At 37.9% G+C, this 15,332-nt stretch carries 12 protein-coding genes; 8 read left to right on the forward strand and 4 right to left on the reverse strand.

Annotated elements, in window-relative coordinates:
* The first annotated feature begins 88 nt into the window (after positions 1 to 88).
* Genes dxs through ACFIMX_RS02105 form a run of 3 tightly spaced genes read left to right on the forward strand, consistent with a single transcriptional unit; the run spans position 89 to position 4,006 of the window.
* Positions 89 to 1,996, forward strand: coding sequence for a 1-deoxy-D-xylulose-5-phosphate synthase (gene dxs, locus ACFIMX_RS02095; RefSeq protein ID WP_375640653.1), 1,908 nt, complete (start codon positions 89 to 91; stop codon positions 1,994 to 1,996).
* Between the two features lie 16 nt (positions 1,997 to 2,012).
* Positions 2,013 to 2,756 (forward strand): TlyA family RNA methyltransferase, encoded by a 744-nt coding sequence (locus tag ACFIMX_RS02100; protein ID WP_375640651.1) that lies wholly within the window; start codon positions 2,013 to 2,015, stop codon positions 2,754 to 2,756.
* Positions 2,753 to 4,006 (forward strand): class I SAM-dependent RNA methyltransferase, encoded by a 1,254-nt coding sequence (locus ACFIMX_RS02105; protein WP_375693952.1) that lies wholly within the window; start codon positions 2,753 to 2,755, stop codon positions 4,004 to 4,006. Before ACFIMX_RS02100 ends, ACFIMX_RS02105 begins: the two co-directional genes overlap by 4 nt.
* Before the next feature lie 543 nt (positions 4,007 to 4,549).
* On the opposite strand, the gene tldD is transcribed toward ACFIMX_RS02105, so the two are convergent.
* A complete protein-coding gene (gene tldD / locus ACFIMX_RS02110; RefSeq protein ID WP_375618410.1) occupies positions 4,550 to 5,974 on the reverse strand; it encodes a metalloprotease TldD in 1,425 nt (474 codons plus the stop codon).
* Positions 5,975 to 6,084: 110 nt separating this feature from the next.
* Positions 6,085 to 6,624 (reverse strand): invasion associated locus B family protein, encoded by a 540-nt coding sequence (locus ACFIMX_RS02115; RefSeq protein ID WP_375611128.1) that lies wholly within the window; start codon positions 6,622 to 6,624, stop codon positions 6,085 to 6,087.
* A 344-nt stretch (positions 6,625 to 6,968) separates the two neighbouring features.
* Between ACFIMX_RS02115 and cyoE the strand changes: the two genes are divergently transcribed.
* The 4 genes from cyoE to rnhA all read left to right on the forward strand — a co-directional run bounded on the left by cyoE (position 6,969) and on the right by rnhA (position 10,574).
* A complete protein-coding gene (gene cyoE, locus ACFIMX_RS02120; protein WP_375618409.1) occupies positions 6,969 to 7,904 on the forward strand; it encodes a heme o synthase in 936 nt (311 codons plus the stop codon).
* Positions 7,905 to 8,086: 182 nt separating this feature from the next.
* The gene (ispH, locus tag ACFIMX_RS02125) at positions 8,087 to 9,142 is read left to right on the forward strand and encodes a 4-hydroxy-3-methylbut-2-enyl diphosphate reductase (RefSeq protein WP_375640649.1); all 1,056 of its coding nucleotides are present in this window, start codon (positions 8,087 to 8,089) and stop codon (positions 9,140 to 9,142) included.
* The gene (locus tag ACFIMX_RS02130; protein WP_375640647.1) at positions 9,142 to 10,101 is read left to right on the forward strand and encodes a homoserine kinase; all 960 of its coding nucleotides are present in this window, start codon (positions 9,142 to 9,144) and stop codon (positions 10,099 to 10,101) included. Before ispH ends, ACFIMX_RS02130 begins: the two co-directional genes overlap by 1 nt.
* A 5-nt stretch (positions 10,102 to 10,106) precedes the next feature.
* Entirely contained in the window at positions 10,107 to 10,574 is a 468-nt protein-coding gene (rnhA, locus tag ACFIMX_RS02135; protein WP_375618406.1) for a ribonuclease HI, read from the forward strand.
* Positions 10,575 to 10,600: 26 nt separating this feature from the next.
* On the opposite strand, the gene ACFIMX_RS02140 is transcribed toward rnhA, so the two are convergent.
* On the reverse strand, positions 10,601 to 11,479 hold the full coding sequence (locus ACFIMX_RS02140) for a protein-disulfide reductase DsbD domain-containing protein (RefSeq protein ID WP_375618405.1): 879 nt from the start codon (positions 11,477 to 11,479) through the stop codon (positions 10,601 to 10,603).
* Positions 11,480 to 11,550: 71 nt separating this feature from the next.
* Here ACFIMX_RS02140 and ACFIMX_RS02145 point away from each other — a divergent pair, with 71 nt between their 5' ends.
* Positions 11,551 to 12,135 carry a YqgE/AlgH family protein gene (locus ACFIMX_RS02145; RefSeq protein ID WP_375640646.1) on the forward strand — a complete coding sequence of 195 codons (585 nt, stop codon included), beginning with the start codon at positions 11,551 to 11,553 and terminating at the stop codon, positions 12,133 to 12,135.
* A 42-nt stretch (positions 12,136 to 12,177) separates the two neighbouring features.
* Here the strand turns inward: ACFIMX_RS02145 and ACFIMX_RS02150 are convergent, their stop codons facing one another.
* Positions 12,178 to 15,063, reverse strand: coding sequence for an EAL domain-containing protein (locus ACFIMX_RS02150; protein WP_375618403.1), 2,886 nt, complete (start codon positions 15,061 to 15,063; stop codon positions 12,178 to 12,180).
* Positions 15,064 to 15,332: the final 269 nt, after the last annotated feature.

Raw genomic sequence — 15,332 nt, forward strand, 5'->3', positions numbered from 1 at the left:
AAAGATGCAAAACTGTAAATAAAAGAGTAGAGAAGATATATTTTTATCATTGTGTTTTCTTGAGTTAAGATAATAGAAAGGATTTTTTTTGTCTCAGGTCTTAACACCATTGCTTGACCGTGTTTGTTTTCCGCAAGATTTGCGGGCATTGCCTGAGTCTGATTTGGTACAGTTGGCTGATGAGTTGCGGACCGCAACAATTGATGCGGTTTCTGTAACAGGTGGTCATCTTGGGGCAGGACTTGGTGTTGTTGAGCTCACTGTTGCATTACATTATATTTTTAATACACCAGAGGATAGGATTATTTGGGATGTTGGTCATCAAACCTATCCACACAAGATTTTAACGGGGCGTAGAGAAAAAATTCGCACATTACGTCAAGAGGGCGGATTATCGGGTTTTACAAAACGTTCAGAAAGTGTGTATGATCCATTTGGAGCGGGGCATTCGTCTACTTCTATTTCAGCGGGGCTTGGTATGGCGGTGGCAAGTGCTTTGAAAGCAGAGACAAGACGCAATATCATAACTGTCATTGGTGATGGTGCAATGTCTGCGGGCATGGCTTATGAAGCAATGAACAACGCTGGTGCTTTGAATGCACGCTTGATTGTTGTTCTTAATGATAACGATATGTCTATAGCACCACCTACAGGTGCTATGAGTGCACATCTTGCACGATTAGTGTCTCGTCCTTCTTATCGTCATTTGCGTGAACGCGTAAAGATGTTGAGCGAAAAATTGCCAAAGTTTTTTTTGGATAAAGCCCGTCGTTCAGAGGAATTTGCGCGTGGACTTTTGGTTGGGGGAACTTTATTTGATGAGCTTGGCTTTTATTATGTTGGACCCATAGATGGGCACAATTTGGGGCATTTATTGCCTGTTTTTAAAAATGTTCGTGAATATCCTAATGGTCCTGTTTTGGTGCATGTTGTAACCCATAAGGGAAAGGGATATCCACCTGCAGAGGCCTCGTCTGATAAATATCATGGTGTTAATCGTTTTGATGTCACGACAGGAAAACAGGTAAAAGCATCAAGTAATATTCTACCCTATACCAAGGTATTTTCTAAAGCTTTAATAGAAGAAGCTCGCCATGATGATAAGATTGTTGGCATAACAGCAGCGATGCCAACAGGAACAGGCCTTGATTCTTTTGCGAAAAAATTTCCTGAAAAAATGTTTGATGTTGGTATCGCTGAGCAACATGCCGTAACTTTTGCGGCAGGACTTGCTTGTGAAGGGTATAAGCCTTTTGTTGCAATTTATTCTACTTTTTTACAGCGTGCTTATGATCAAATTATTCATGATGTATCAATTCAAAAATTACCGGTACGTTTTGCTATTGACCGAGCAGGTTTTGTGGGGGCAGATGGTGCAACACATGCTGGAAGTTTTGATATTGTTTTTTTGGCCACTCTTCCTGACTTTGTTGTTATGGCACCTTCTGATGAGCTTGAACTGATGCATATGGTGCGTACAGCTGCAGCTTATGATCAGGGACCAATTTCTTTTCGTTATCCGCGTGGTGAGGGGATTGGTATAGATTTACCGCAACGTGGTGAGTTATTAGAAATTGGAAAAGGGCGCGTTCTGCGTGAAGGAAATAGAATCGCTTTGGTTTGTTTTGGAACGCGGATGTCAGAAGTGTTGCAAGCTGCTGATGCGTTGGAGGCTGAAGGATTGTCTACAACGGTTGCAGATGCACGGTTTGCAAAACCTTTAGATAAGGATTTGATGCGTCGTTTGGCACGTGAGCATGAGGTATTGGTGATAATTGAAGAAGGGGCAATCGGTGGATTTGGAGCGCACATATTACAATTTTTAGCGCAAGAAGGGCTCTTAGAGCATGGTTTGAAAGTTCGTACACTAAAATTTCCTGATGAATATTTGAATCATGGTTCACCAGAAAAAGTTCTTTCACGTGTCGGACTTGACGCTATGGGTATTTTAAGCACGGTTTTTGCTGTTTTGGGACGCGAGATTCGAGCAGGATAGAAAATTCGAGTATGAGATGGCTTCCAGAAAAAGACTCGATATTTTTTTAGTTGAAAAAAACTTTTTTACGACACGTTCACGCGCACGTGATGCAATTATGCGCCAAACTGTTAAAGTTAACGGAGAAATCGTTTTTAAAGCTGGGCAAATCGTTTTTGATGATGCAGAGATTACCGTTTGTGATCCAGCGCAGAATTATGTTTCTCGGGCAGCGTTAAAATTGATTGCTGCACTTGATGCATTTCCAATTGTAACGGACAAAGTGACAGCCATTGATGTTGGTGCATCAACAGGTGGTTTTACGCAAGTTCTCTTAGAGCGTGGAGCAGATCATGTCATTGCCGTTGATGTTGGGCATCATCAATTTGATAAACGTTTATTGGGCAACAGTGCTATAACGTTATTAGAAGGCTTGAATGTCAGAGCTTTTAAACAGGAACATTTAGGTGGGCGAGAAATTGATCTTATCGTTTCAGATGTTAGCTTTATTTCTCTCAAACTTGCATTGCCTCCTGTTTTGTCTTTAGCCAAGAAGGGTGCTCAAGCTGTTTTACTGGTAAAGCCTCAGTTTGAGGTTGGTCATAAACACTTTAGTAAGGGAGGAATATTAAGTCCATCAAGTGCTAAAGAAACTGCTGAGGCGCTTTTTGTTTGGTTAAATACACAAACAGGGTGGAGTGCAAAAGATTTAATTTCTTCCCCTATTACAGGTGGTGATGGCAACATGGAATATTTACTATTTGGAGAAAAACAAGAGTGAATGACAATGTCATAATCGATCATATCGGAGCAAATGGTTATGGTGCTGCTAAGACGTCTCACGGCTTCGTTTATGTTCCTTTTACTTTACCAGGAGAGTGTGCTGAAATTACTGTTCATGGAAAATATGCAACATATATAACATTAAAAGAAAAATCATCAGAACGCATTGATACTCTTTGTCAGCATTTTGGAGAATGTGGAGGGTGTACTCTTCAGCATTGGCATATGGATGCTTATCGCGTATGGAAACAACAATTGGTTGTTGAGGCGCTTAAAAAGTATGGACTTAATAATGTTGTTGCGCCTTTAATAGAATGTAAACCTTATAGCCGACGGCGGATTACTCTAACAGCTTCCATGACCCCACAGGGGCAAAAAGTTGGTTTTAACCGTTATCTCTCTCATGAGATTGTAGCTCTTGAGGAATGTCCAGTAAGCCGTCCAGAGCTTATTTCTCAGTTGCATAATATCAGAGAGCTCTGTGCTTTTCTAAAGAGCTCTGCCAAACGGTTTCATGTTACGATAACATGTGTTGAAAATGGTTTAGATGTTGCTTTAAGCGGTTGCATTATACAGCATGAATCACTTCGTCAGAAAATGATCAGTGCTGCTCTTTCATATGGGATTATACGTTTATCTGTTGACGGTGAAGTTTTGGTTGAACGAGAAAAACCAGAGATTTACTTTGGAGATATCCGTGTTGAATTTCCTTCTGGTGGTTTTCTGCAAGCAACTTGTGAAGCTGAAAATATAATGGGCAATATTATTTTGACTCATTTAAAAAAAGCAAAGAATGCTGTTGATTTGTTTTCAGGGGTAGGAACATTTACCTTGCGTATGGCAAAAAAGATGAATGTTCATGCAGTAGAAAATAATGAAGATGCATTAAGAAATCTAAATACAGCAGCACGTTTTGCGACTGGTTTAAAAACGGTCACTTGTGAAAAACGTGATCTTTTCCGACATCCCCTTTCTGTAAAGGAACTTGAATGTTTTGAGAGTGTTGTTTTTGATCCTCCCCGTGCTGGTGCAGAGCAACAAGTACGTGAATTAGCGAAGACAACAGTATCACGTATTGTGGCAATTTCTTGTAATCCTACTACATTTGCTCGTGATTTATCTCTTCTTGTTTCAGGGGGGTATACAGTAGAAAAAATCATACCGATTGATCAATTTTTATGGTCACCACATGTCGAAATTGTTGCTGTTTTGAGCAAAAAGAAAAAAAAGAAAGGTTGGAAACTTTAGCCTAAAATTTTTTTAATGCTATGAAGATTTTTTAAAAGTTGACCTGTGTATTATTATAAAATCTCTCCAAAATTTATCTATAATAATAACCTTTTTCTCGTTGAATTAAGAGCACTGAATGTAGAAAGTGTTTTTTCTTTTAAGCTTTTTTATTATGAAATATAAAAGACAAGTGACCCCACACAAAAGACTAATGTATTACGAAGAAGATGTGTCTGAATAAGCCTGTGCCGTCGTTATATTTGCCATCCCCTAATGTTTCTTAAAACTCTTGGTACTTGAGACGGACCATAAGAGAAATCTTTAGTCCTTTCTTGTACAGTTTTTATCCATATAACTCTCCCCGCCTGTAACGTATAAACGAATGATTTTGATTGATCTAACAGACACAGATTAAAATGAGAAAATCTTACGGGAATCAAGGTTCTAATACAATATGAATAACGCTAGATTATCTTTATAAATCAATTCATTGTATCCTCTCCCTCACAAAGTGGTCGTAATAGACGAGAAGGAGGCAATACTGGGACGGAATGAGCAAGCTTATTCCTCTATAAGCGCAGTTCCACCGATTGTCATATTATTGATTCGAAGATGAGGTTGACCAACACCAACAGGGACATTTTGCCCTGCTTTTCCGCACATACCAATACCATTATCTAGTTTACTATCATTACCAATCATTGTGATACGTTTCATAGCATCCGGTCCATTTCCAATAAGAGTTGCACCTTTGATTGGTGCACAAATTTTACCATTTTCTACTCGGTATGCTTCAGTACATTCAAAGACGAATTTTCCGGAAGTAATATCAACTTGTCCTCCACCAAATGAAACAGCATAGATACCACTTTTAAGTGAAGAAAGGATTTCTTCAGGTGTTTTATCTCCTCCTAGCATGATTGTATTGGTCATTCGTGGCATTGGTGCATAAGCATAAGATTCACGCCGTCCATTTCCAGTTGATTTACCTCCCATAAGCCGTGCATTAAGCCTGTCTTGCATAAAACCAACGAGTTTTCCATCTTCAATGAGAACGTTATATCCTGAAGGGGTCCCCTCATCATCGACAGTGAGAGAGCCACGGCATTGTGGAATTGTTCCATCATCAACAACTGTAACACCTTTTGCTGCAACTTGTTGTCCTAAAAGTCCAGCAAAAGCGGATGTTTTTTTACGGTTAAAGTCACCTTCTAAACCATGACCTACGGCTTCATGGAGCATAACACCAGGCCATCCGTTCGCTAAGACAACATCAAAAGATCCAGCAGGTGCTGCTTCTGCTTCTAAATTTGTTAAAGCCATACGTAAGGCTTCATCCGCGGCTTTTTTCCAATTGTCTTCATGAATAAATTGGTTAAATGCTTGTCTCCCTCCACATCCATAAAAACCATTTTCACGACGATTGCCTTCAGCTGCGACCACAGATATAGAAAGTCGCACAAGGGGACGAATATCACGAACAAAATAACCATCTGCACGTAAAATTTCAACATGTTGTAGCGAGCCGGAAAGAGAAACAGTCACCTGATGCAATTTATCATTTTTAGCACGTAAATAGGCATCAATTTTTTGCAAAAGAGCACTTTTTTCTTCAAATGATGGAGCATCAAGGGGATTATGCGGTTGATAAAGCCTTTTGTTTGTTTGTTGAGGTGCTATGCTATAAGTCCCTGCATGATTATTATAGGTAACAGCTTTAGCAGCTTCACTGGCACGTTTGAGTGCAGCAGCTGATAACTCACTAGAGTGAGCATATCCAGTAGCCTCTCCAGCAACAACGCGTAGTCCAAATCCCATATCTTGATGAAATGAGCCGTTTTTAAGCTGTCCATTATCAAATAAAAGAGCTTCGCTTTCTATATACTCAAGGTAAAGCTCACCATCATCAGCATGATGAAGTGTTTCCTGTATAAGTGATTGCACTTTAGAGGAAGCAATATCAAAATGATCAATCAGCGATTTCATAAGAATTATCCTATTTTTATGGGTGCTTCGAAGATTTTTATCAATCTAATTTTAAGAATCTTTCAAAATATACGATGAGATTTTGATTGTTTAAAATGTATTGATTTCATTCATGTCGGTAAGGTTGCATAGGCGTCACCAAGACCATGAAGGTCAACAAAACCTCCAATCCCTTGTTCAGGAGTTGTAAAGATAAAATAGGTTGCCATTTTTCCTTTTAAAAAGAGCTGCAATATGTCTTCTTTAAGAAAGGCTTCAGCAACACAATTATCACCAAGACAACGACGATATTCCATTCTGCCCATATTTTTATCGTCAATTTTAATTCCAACGCCAGGACGTAATTCAACGCGAATCGGAACAAAAACACGCATCAAAGCACCTTGCTTTTGAGGAAGTTTATAAAATGTAACGCGCAAGGTAATATCTTGACGCCCTTGTGTGTGAACGTTTTGTACAACTTCACACTGCATGTTAGGTGTACCTGGTGGTAGAGAACACACTTTTGTCCATGCACCATAGGTTTGCGGAGCAGGGACATCTTGTGCATAGGGTGTTTGTGCAAATGCATGACTGATAAAACTACTATAAAGTGTGTAAAGAACAGCACCAATAAAAAAAGTTTTTTTGAGTAATTTATAAAGTATCACAGAAAATCCTATCCGACTCAATACCCACAACCATGCATAGATTTACATAAGAAAATGAATTCCCCATAAAAAACTATAACACAAAATCAGTATTTACCCAAATATATTAATTCATATGATATGTTTTTATGATACATTTGTAATGTGGATAGAACGTTGATTGAAAAAATGTATTTTTATTGCCAATATTTCCATTTACTTTTAGGGGAGACGTGCGAAAGAGATATTTCATATTTTCTCAAAAATACGATTGGTCTTAATTGGTCATTTCCATACGCTAGATAATATTTGTCAGGTAATATTGGGTTTGTGAATGACAAAAATGGAAAAGGGCTTTGAGTGGAATGTCAGTTTCAGAAGAGTTATTGGTTGTGAATGGTAAATCAACGCCACCAAAATCCGGTATTGGTGATTATATTACATTATTAAAGCCACGTGTTATGTCTCTTGTGGTCTTTACGGCTCTGGTTGGTTTGCTTGTATCGCCTGTTCCTATCAATCCGTGGTATGGTTTTTTAGCAATTTTATGTATTGCTGCTGGTGGCGGTGGTGCGGGAGCACTGAACATGTGGTATGATGCTGACATTGATGCTGTGATGGAACGGACTAAAAAGCGTCCTATTCCCATGGGTAAAATCAGCTCCCAAAAGGCTTTTATTTTTGGCATGGTTCTTTCTATGCTCTCGGTATTGGTTATGGGGAGCTTCATTAATTGGTTTGCGGCATTTTTTCTTGCGTTTACGATTTTCTTTTATGTCGTTATCTATACAATTTGGTTAAAGCGTATCACACCACAAAATATTGTTATTGGTGGTGCTTCTGGGGCTTTTCCACCAATGATTGGATGGGCCGTGACAACAGGGACAGTGAGTATTGATAGCTTTTTATTATTTTTAATCATTTTTATGTGGACCCCCCCTCACTTTTGGGCTCTTTCTTTATTTTCATCTCTTGATTATGAGGCAGCAGGTATCCCTATGATGCCTAATGTACGAGGTGAACATTCAACAAAAAAACAGATTTTATTTTATACTATTTTGATGACATTGTGTGCTGCTGCTCCTTGCTTTACTGGTCTTGGCGGAATTTTTTATGGTATTTTTTCAACAATTTTAAGCATTATCTTTATTTATTTTGCCTATCGTTTATGGAAAGCTGATACACATAATGAAACTATTTTGATGGCCAAAAAAACGTTTTTCTTTTCGTTACTTTATTTGGCAGCTATCTTTGGAATTCTTTTGATTGAATCTCTTGTTTGGTATTTTATTGCTCTTTAGTTGCGTAAAATGAAAGAACAAATTTTAAAAGAGCTTTTCTTCAAGAAAATGCTGTAAGAGAACACGATAGAGTGTGTTCTTATGCAAAAGATGATATTGCACGTTTTTTTACATTGTTTATTCATGTATAATAATAGGTTGTTTGAATATATAGCTAAAACTATAGAGATTAAGGATGATTTATGTCTGGACTTCCCCCTTTAACGATACGTCTTTGTGGTCCACGTGGATTTTGTGCAGGGGTTGATCGTGCTATCCAGATTGTTCTGCTTGCATTAAAAAAGTATGGTGTTCCAGTATATGTTCGTCATGAAATTGTACACAACCGCTACGTGGTTGAGGGATTACAGCAACGGGGTGCTGTTTTTGTCGAAGAACTTAATGAGATTCCAGAAGAACATCGCAATCAACCAGTTGTTTTTTCTGCTCATGGTGTACCAAAATCTGTTTCAGAAGAAGCACGATGCTATAATTTGTTTTATCTCGACGCAACATGTCCGTTGGTCTCGAAAGTTCATAAACAAGCGATACGACATCAACGTCATGGTCGTCATGTTATATTGATTGGTCATGCTGGTCATCCTGAGGTGATAGGGACAATGGGACAGCTTGAAGAAGGGGTTGTGACGCTTATTGAAACGATAGAAGATGCTTTGCATTATCAACCCAATGATCCAGATAAATTAGGATTTGTTACACAAACAACGCTTTCTGTTGAAGATACTGCAGGAATTATCGATATATTACAACAACGTTTTCCTACATTAGAAGCCCCAGCGGCTGAATCAATTTGCTATGCTACAACGAATCGACAAGATGCGGTTAAAGCTGCGGCAAAGGGGAGTGATTTGTTTTTGATTGTTGGAGCACCAAACTCTTCTAATTCACGACGTTTAGTAGAGGTTGCCGAAAAGTCTGGTGCGCGACAAGCTATTTTAGTTCAGCGCGCTGATGAAATTAATTTTGAAAACCTAAAATCTCTTTCTATTGTCAGTCTTTCAGCAGGGGCTTCGGCTCCTGAAATTATTATTGATGAAATTATTTCAGCATTTCGTGAGCGTTATGATGTCACAATAGAATTAGCTGAAACAGCGGTAGAAACGGAAAAATTTTTAGTGAGTCGCGAATTACGTGACGTCATTTTAACGTCTCAAGATATGGCTTTCGTCAATGGTCAAGCAAATAATGCAAAAAATGAAAATCAGAATACAGACGTGTCTACAACGAAAGCAGAATAATGGCCGTTTATACAGATATTCACCCAAATGATTTAAAAGTGTTTTTAACACGTTATGCAATAGGATCACTTTTGTCTTATCAAGGTATAGAAGAGGGGATTGAAAATTCTAATTTTATGTTAGAGACAACACAAGGGCGATTTATTTTAACACTTTATGAAAAGCGCATTTCAAAAGATGATTTACCTTTTTTTTGTCGCTTGATGCAGCATTTAGGACAACGTGGAATTCCTTGTCCTCAACCTGTTATTCAAAATGATGGAATGATGATCCGTGAATTAGCAGGACGTCCTGCTGCTATTATTACTTTTCTGGAAGGAGAGTGGATCCGCCAGCCCAACATAGATCATTGTGGCGAAGTGGGGACGGGGTTAGCACAATTGCATTTAGCAGGACAGGATTTTACACTCAGTCGTAAAAATACTCTTTCTGTTATGGATTGGCAGGTATTGTGGCAACGTTGTCAAACCAAAGAAGAGGCATTGTTAAAAGAATTTGGACAAAAAATTGAGTTGGAATTGGCTTTTTTACAGGAAAATTGGCCGTTCAATTTACCAATAGGCATTATTCATGCAGATTTATTTAATGATAACGTTTTTTTTGTGAATCATCGTCTTTCTGGGATGATAGATTTCTATTTTGCTTGTAATGACTTTTTTGCTTATGATTTAGCGATCTGTTTAAATGCTTGGTGCTTTGAGCCTGATCATTCCTATAATCTTACCAAAGCACGTAAGTTATTGGAAAATTATCAAAAAATAAGACCATTGATCCCTTTAGAATTGGACAAGATGGTTTTATTAGCTCGTGGTGCGTCTCTACGTTTCTTACTCACACGTCTATATGATTGGTTTAATACACCGCCTAATAGCTTTGTTATTAAGAAAGATCCATGGGAGTATTGGCACAAGCTTTGTTTTTTCAGTAATGTAAATTCGCTAAGTGAATTAGGTTTTTAAATTTTATGGCAACTCAACAAAAAGTCGTTGAAATTTATACAGATGGTGCTTGCTCAGGGAATCCTGGAATTGGAGGGTGGGGGGCAATTTTACGTTGGAATGGTCATGAACGGGAGCTTTATGGCGGTAAGGTCCATACGACAAACAATCAAATGGAACTCATGGCGGCAATTTGTGCATTAAAGGTGCTTAAAGAGCCCTGTTTGGTCGATCTTTATACAGACTCAATTTATGTACGTAACGGTATATCTAAGTGGATTGAAGATTGGAAAAAGAATAATTGGCGCACCGCATCAAAAAATCCTGTTAAAAATATGGAGCTATGGCAAGCTCTTGAGGATGCTAGTTCTTGTCATACAGTTAGATGGCACTGGGTAAAAGGGCATGCGGGACATCCAGAAAATGAACGCGCAGATGCCCTTGCTCGCAAAGCAATTACTCAATATCGTGAAAATGGACGTTTTCCAGCATAATTGCTGTTTGAGAGCTTTTTCTTTTATCACGGAGACGCAAGAGGGGTTGGCTGCGTATGGAATATGAATGTTCCACTTAAGGCGTGATCTTTAAAAGAAACTGTATAAAAAATTTTTTGGTTTATTTCTTCTGGTGCGAAATAGAGTGGAGCACTAAAGAGTGTATATTCTGCGTTATCACTGACTTTTCTTGCTGCTCCAATTTGCATTTCTCCTCCATCTAAAAAGAGAGAGGAAGGAGTGGTTTTGTTATTACTTTGTATTTTTATAAGAAGGGTACTGTTATTTTTTTCGGCACTTATTTTTAGTGCATTCTGCGCCATGCGTGGCAAAGAATCTTGCGCCTTTTTTAAGAAGGAAGCAGGAAGCTGTTTATTTTTAAGAGCAGATGGCGAAAAATCAAAGTTAACAGTAAATGGAAGACAGATTTTGTGACATAATCCAAGAGTGAAAGCACCACTTAAATTTTTGCTTGAACTAGAAAGATTGAAGGGCAATATTACTTTATCTTTATAACCTAATGACCAATCATTTTCTGTTTCAAAAAGCTGTGGAGTAGGATAAAAGATTTCATAAGAAATCTGTTGGTTGAAATTAAAAAATGGTGCCATGCCAGAATTACCTGGATTACGCCAGTAAGTTTTCCATCCTGGTTTAAGCTCAATTTCAATAATGCCTTCTCTTATTCCAGAAAAAGAAGGTTCAGTGATCGCTAATCGGATACGACCACCATCTGATTCATACCAAGATGTTGCGAAAAGCTGGAGTTTTTGTTCTGTTTGAGCATTTACAGGAATGTTAAGTAATTCTAAAACTATGAATGTTAAGCTTAAAGTAACTAAAAGCTTTTTATAAAAGAAAGTTGCGATATTTTGTAAATTTGTAAATATATAACTTTTTTTCATTGGAGTTTTATTTTCCTAGTGTGCTAAATGAACAAACTTTTATCATGTAAATTATGGAGAATAACAGATTAATGAAGCGGTGTAATGGCTTTTTAGGTGGACAATTACTCATAGCAATGCCTGGGATGAATGACAAACGCTTTATTCGTTCTGTTATTTATATTTGTGCGCATTCTGATGCCGGTGCGATGGGCATCATTCTCAATCAATTGCATCATATTGATTTTCCAGAGCTTTTGCTTCACTTAGGAATCATAGACAGTGGCCAAAAAAAAAGTCTTTCTGAACCAATAAAACAGTTTCCAGTTCGCTATGGTGGTCCTGTTGATACTTCGCGTGGTTTTGTTCTTCATTCAGATGATTATGCTTGTGAAGAAACTGTTTTTATTGCAGATAAGGTCTGTTTTACTGCGACAATTGATATATTAAAAGCGATCAGTTGCGAACAAGGTCCGCAACATGCACTGGTCGCATTAGGCTATGCTGGATGGAAAGCGGGGCAACTTGAGGCAGAAATTTCTACAAATGGGTGGCTAATCAGTTCTACATCACCTAGTTTTCTTTTTGAAAGCGATTTAAGCTGCAAATATGATAAAAGTTTAACACGCATGGGTATCGATCCAACTTATCTTGCTTCTGAAATGGGACACGCGTAGAGTTTTTTTTAAGCTTTTTAACTTTACACGTTATTTTATCCCTTATGTTTTTATTTTATAAGGGAAATGGCTCTGAACGAGCGTAATTAATTCTTCTATGGCAATCGGTTTTGTCACAAGTGTACTTTGAACATATTTACAGCCTTCTTGACGGAGGAAGATTGCTTCTTTTTCATTTTCAACACCTTCTGCGATAATTTGCAAATTAAGATCTGTTGCCATATTAATGATAGACTTTAGAACAATTTTTTTCTTAAGAGAGTCGATTGAGATAAGTGAACGATCAAGTTTAACCATATCAAATGGATAACGTACGAGATAGGTCAGAGACGAATAACCTGTTCCAAAATTATCGAGTGCGAGATTCATTCCAAGTGTTTTAATTTGTTCAAGAAAGTGCGCTGATTGTTCAGGATTATTTCTTAAGACAAATTCAGATATTTCAATCATCAGACGCCCTTTGTGGAGCGGATGGCGAAGCAAAGCGGCACGCAATTGACTGATAAAACGAGGATGAATCATTTCTGCGCTTGGTAAATTAATTGAAATAAAGAAAGATTGTTGGGAAAACTTTTCTTGTACATTTATAAGATCAATAATGGCATTATCGATGATAAATTGTGACAAATCCATAACAATTTGTTCATTTTCTACGATTTTTATGAAATCAGAGACATTTAAATTTCCATAAGTGGGATGATGCCATTCTACAATTGTTTCAAAACCAATAATATGTCCGTCTGATAAATTAAGAATAGGATGGTAGAGGATTTTCATCTCATTACGTTTTATGGCATAATGAACATCTTTCTCCAGAGTATTATGTTCGAGACCCAAAGTGCGAAAATTAGGACGAAAAGGTTCAATATGGTTCCCACCCATTTGCTTTGCGCGAATCATCGCTAACTCACTATCATTAAAAATATCTTTAGCCGTCGATCGGCTTTCACTCCATGTAACCAATCCGATAGAGGTTGAAAGGATTATTTTATTTTCTGAAAGTGAAATAGGTGCTGAAATTGTTTTGTGCAAATGATCTGCAAATGCTGCAATTTTTTGTGGTTCGGTTTCACTGAGTAAAATAATTGCAAAGCGGTCTGCTGAAAGACGCGATAAGGTGTCTTGAAAGTTAATGAGACGATTTAAACGACGTGCGATTATAAGCAGTACAGTATCCCCAACTGCTATGCCTAATTTGCGATTAATTTGGCGAAAATTGTCAAAATCAATCATAAAGACAGTCGGTCTAATTTTGATATTTGCTTTCGCTAAAGAGGTATAATTTTGTAGTCTATCAAAGAAAATTTGTTGGTTAGGAAGTCCAGTTAAGCTATCGTGGATTGCATCATGCAATAAGCGTTCTTCGGATTTTTTATGGTTAGTAATATTGACAATGGTTCCAATAACACGTGTGATTTTTCCATCTTTTTGCATAGCCGGACGTGCACGAAGAGAAAACCAATGATAATAACCACCACCGGAAGAAAGCCGAAAAATTTGATCAATGCGCCCTTTTTTATTTTTAAGAATGATATCCAATACGGCTTGAAAGCGTTCACGATCATCATGGTGCAAGGCTGAAATCCAGTTGCGCATAGGTCCATTGAGGTTATGAATTTCAGTACCAAAAAGGGTTGCCATGTTTGGATGTACAACAATACGGTCACGCTCAATATTCCAATCCCAAATAATATTTCCAGCTCCCTTTGCTGCGAGTACTTGTTGTTCAAGGTCGGAAAATATTCCTTCATGGAAAGCATCATTAGAAAAAGTTTGTTGCAGGACAGTAAAGCTTATGAGAAGAACAATGAGCACTAATCCCCCCGCTAATGCTGGCTGGATAATATCATTGTTTAAATGTCCAGCTATGCAGGCATAGGCTCCAACGCACCAAAAGCTAACGAGCAACCATGTTGGAATAAGCATAATGGCGCGGTCATAGCTTCTGATTGAGAAATAGATGATTAATATTATACCAAGCACAGCGGTAAGGCCAAAAGACAAACGCGCAATTCCAGCTGCTCTGATGGGATCATAAATAGCAAAGGCTCCTAGACTGCAAAACGCAATGGTCCAAGCGATAGCACCGTAACTAAAATGATAATGCCAGCGGTTAAGGCTGAGATAGGTAAAAAGAAAAATGAAGAGTGTAGCAGTAAGTGCTACTTCTGTACCAGCACGCCAGATTGGTTGGGTTGTGAGTGTAACTGCAAAGAATTTATTTAAAAAGTTGAAGTCAATACCAATATAAAAAAGCACTGCCCAAGCAACTGCCGCTGTTGCAGGAAACAGCCCTGTTCCACGGACGACGAAGAGAACAGTTAACAAAAGCGCTAAGAGACCTGATATCCCAAGAAGAATACCATGATAAAGCGTATAAGAATTAATTGCATCTTTATAAGCTTCAGGTTGCCATAAATAGATTTGTGGTAGATTTGCAGAGTTAAGTTCGGCCACAAATGTAATAACAGCACCAGGGTTAAGGGTAATACGAAAGATATCAGAGTTTGCACTAAGTTGACGATCGAGGGAAAAACCTTCGCTTGGCGTTATGGATTGAATCCTTGATGATCCAAGGTCTGGCCAAAAAAATCCAGAACGTGCCATGCGGTAATGGGGGGCAACGATGAGACGATCAACTTGTTCATCTGTTGGATTTGCAAGAGAAAAAACTGCCCAATTTCCGGAAAATTTTTCATTTTTTGCCTGCACTTCAATACGCCATACAATACCATCTGGTCCTGGTGCTGTACTTGTTTGAAAAATAGAGTTGTTTGTATGGTGAATTTCAATTGCTTTTGAGAGATCAAGAGCAGCATCTTGAGAAGAAATTTTAACTGGTTCAATTGCTTGTGCTGATGTAAGATGGACAAGAGAACTAACGACTACAATGAAAATGATGTCAATTATTTTACGCAAACTCTTCACAATGTCCCACTCTCAATATTTTAGGATGTTTAATTTTCATTTCGACTTTTGAGAAAAAACGTCCACCTTTTATAATTTATTTACATAATAAATTGTTATCACTTTTTCTTAAGTTATATGATTTTATATACAAATAGACCACACACCCATTTGCTTCAATGGAACCTGAAGCGAATGAAGTTTTATATTTTAAAAGGGCAAAGTTAAACCATGAATTTTCAGATTTCACGGATATACCTTCACTTATTAGAATCTTTATCACATGAAGT

This window comes from Bartonella sp. AD24XZML (assembly GCF_042196485.1).
Taxonomy (GTDB): domain Bacteria; phylum Pseudomonadota; class Alphaproteobacteria; order Rhizobiales; family Rhizobiaceae; genus Bartonella.

Bases quoted from the DNA above. Each gene is read 5' to 3' on its own strand.
- ACFIMX_RS02100 (WP_375640651.1), top strand. From the start codon at position 2,013: ATGGCTTCCAGAAAAAGACTCGATATTTTTTTAGTTGAAAAAAACTTT.
- tldD (WP_375618410.1), bottom strand. From the start codon at position 5,974: ATGAAATCGCTGATTGATCATTTTGATATTGCTTCCTCTAAAGTGCAA.
- cyoE (WP_375618409.1), top strand. From the start codon at position 6,969: ATGTCAGTTTCAGAAGAGTTATTGGTTGTGAATGGTAAATCAACGCCA.
- ispH (WP_375640649.1), top strand. From the start codon at position 8,087: ATGTCTGGACTTCCCCCTTTAACGATACGTCTTTGTGGTCCACGTGGA.
- ACFIMX_RS02130 (WP_375640647.1), top strand. From the start codon at position 9,142: ATGGCCGTTTATACAGATATTCACCCAAATGATTTAAAAGTGTTTTTA.
- rnhA (WP_375618406.1), top strand. From the start codon at position 10,107: ATGGCAACTCAACAAAAAGTCGTTGAAATTTATACAGATGGTGCTTGC.
- ACFIMX_RS02140 (WP_375618405.1), bottom strand. From the start codon at position 11,479: ATGAAAAAAAGTTATATATTTACAAATTTACAAAATATCGCAACTTTC.
- ACFIMX_RS02145 (WP_375640646.1), top strand. From the start codon at position 11,551: ATGAAGCGGTGTAATGGCTTTTTAGGTGGACAATTACTCATAGCAATG.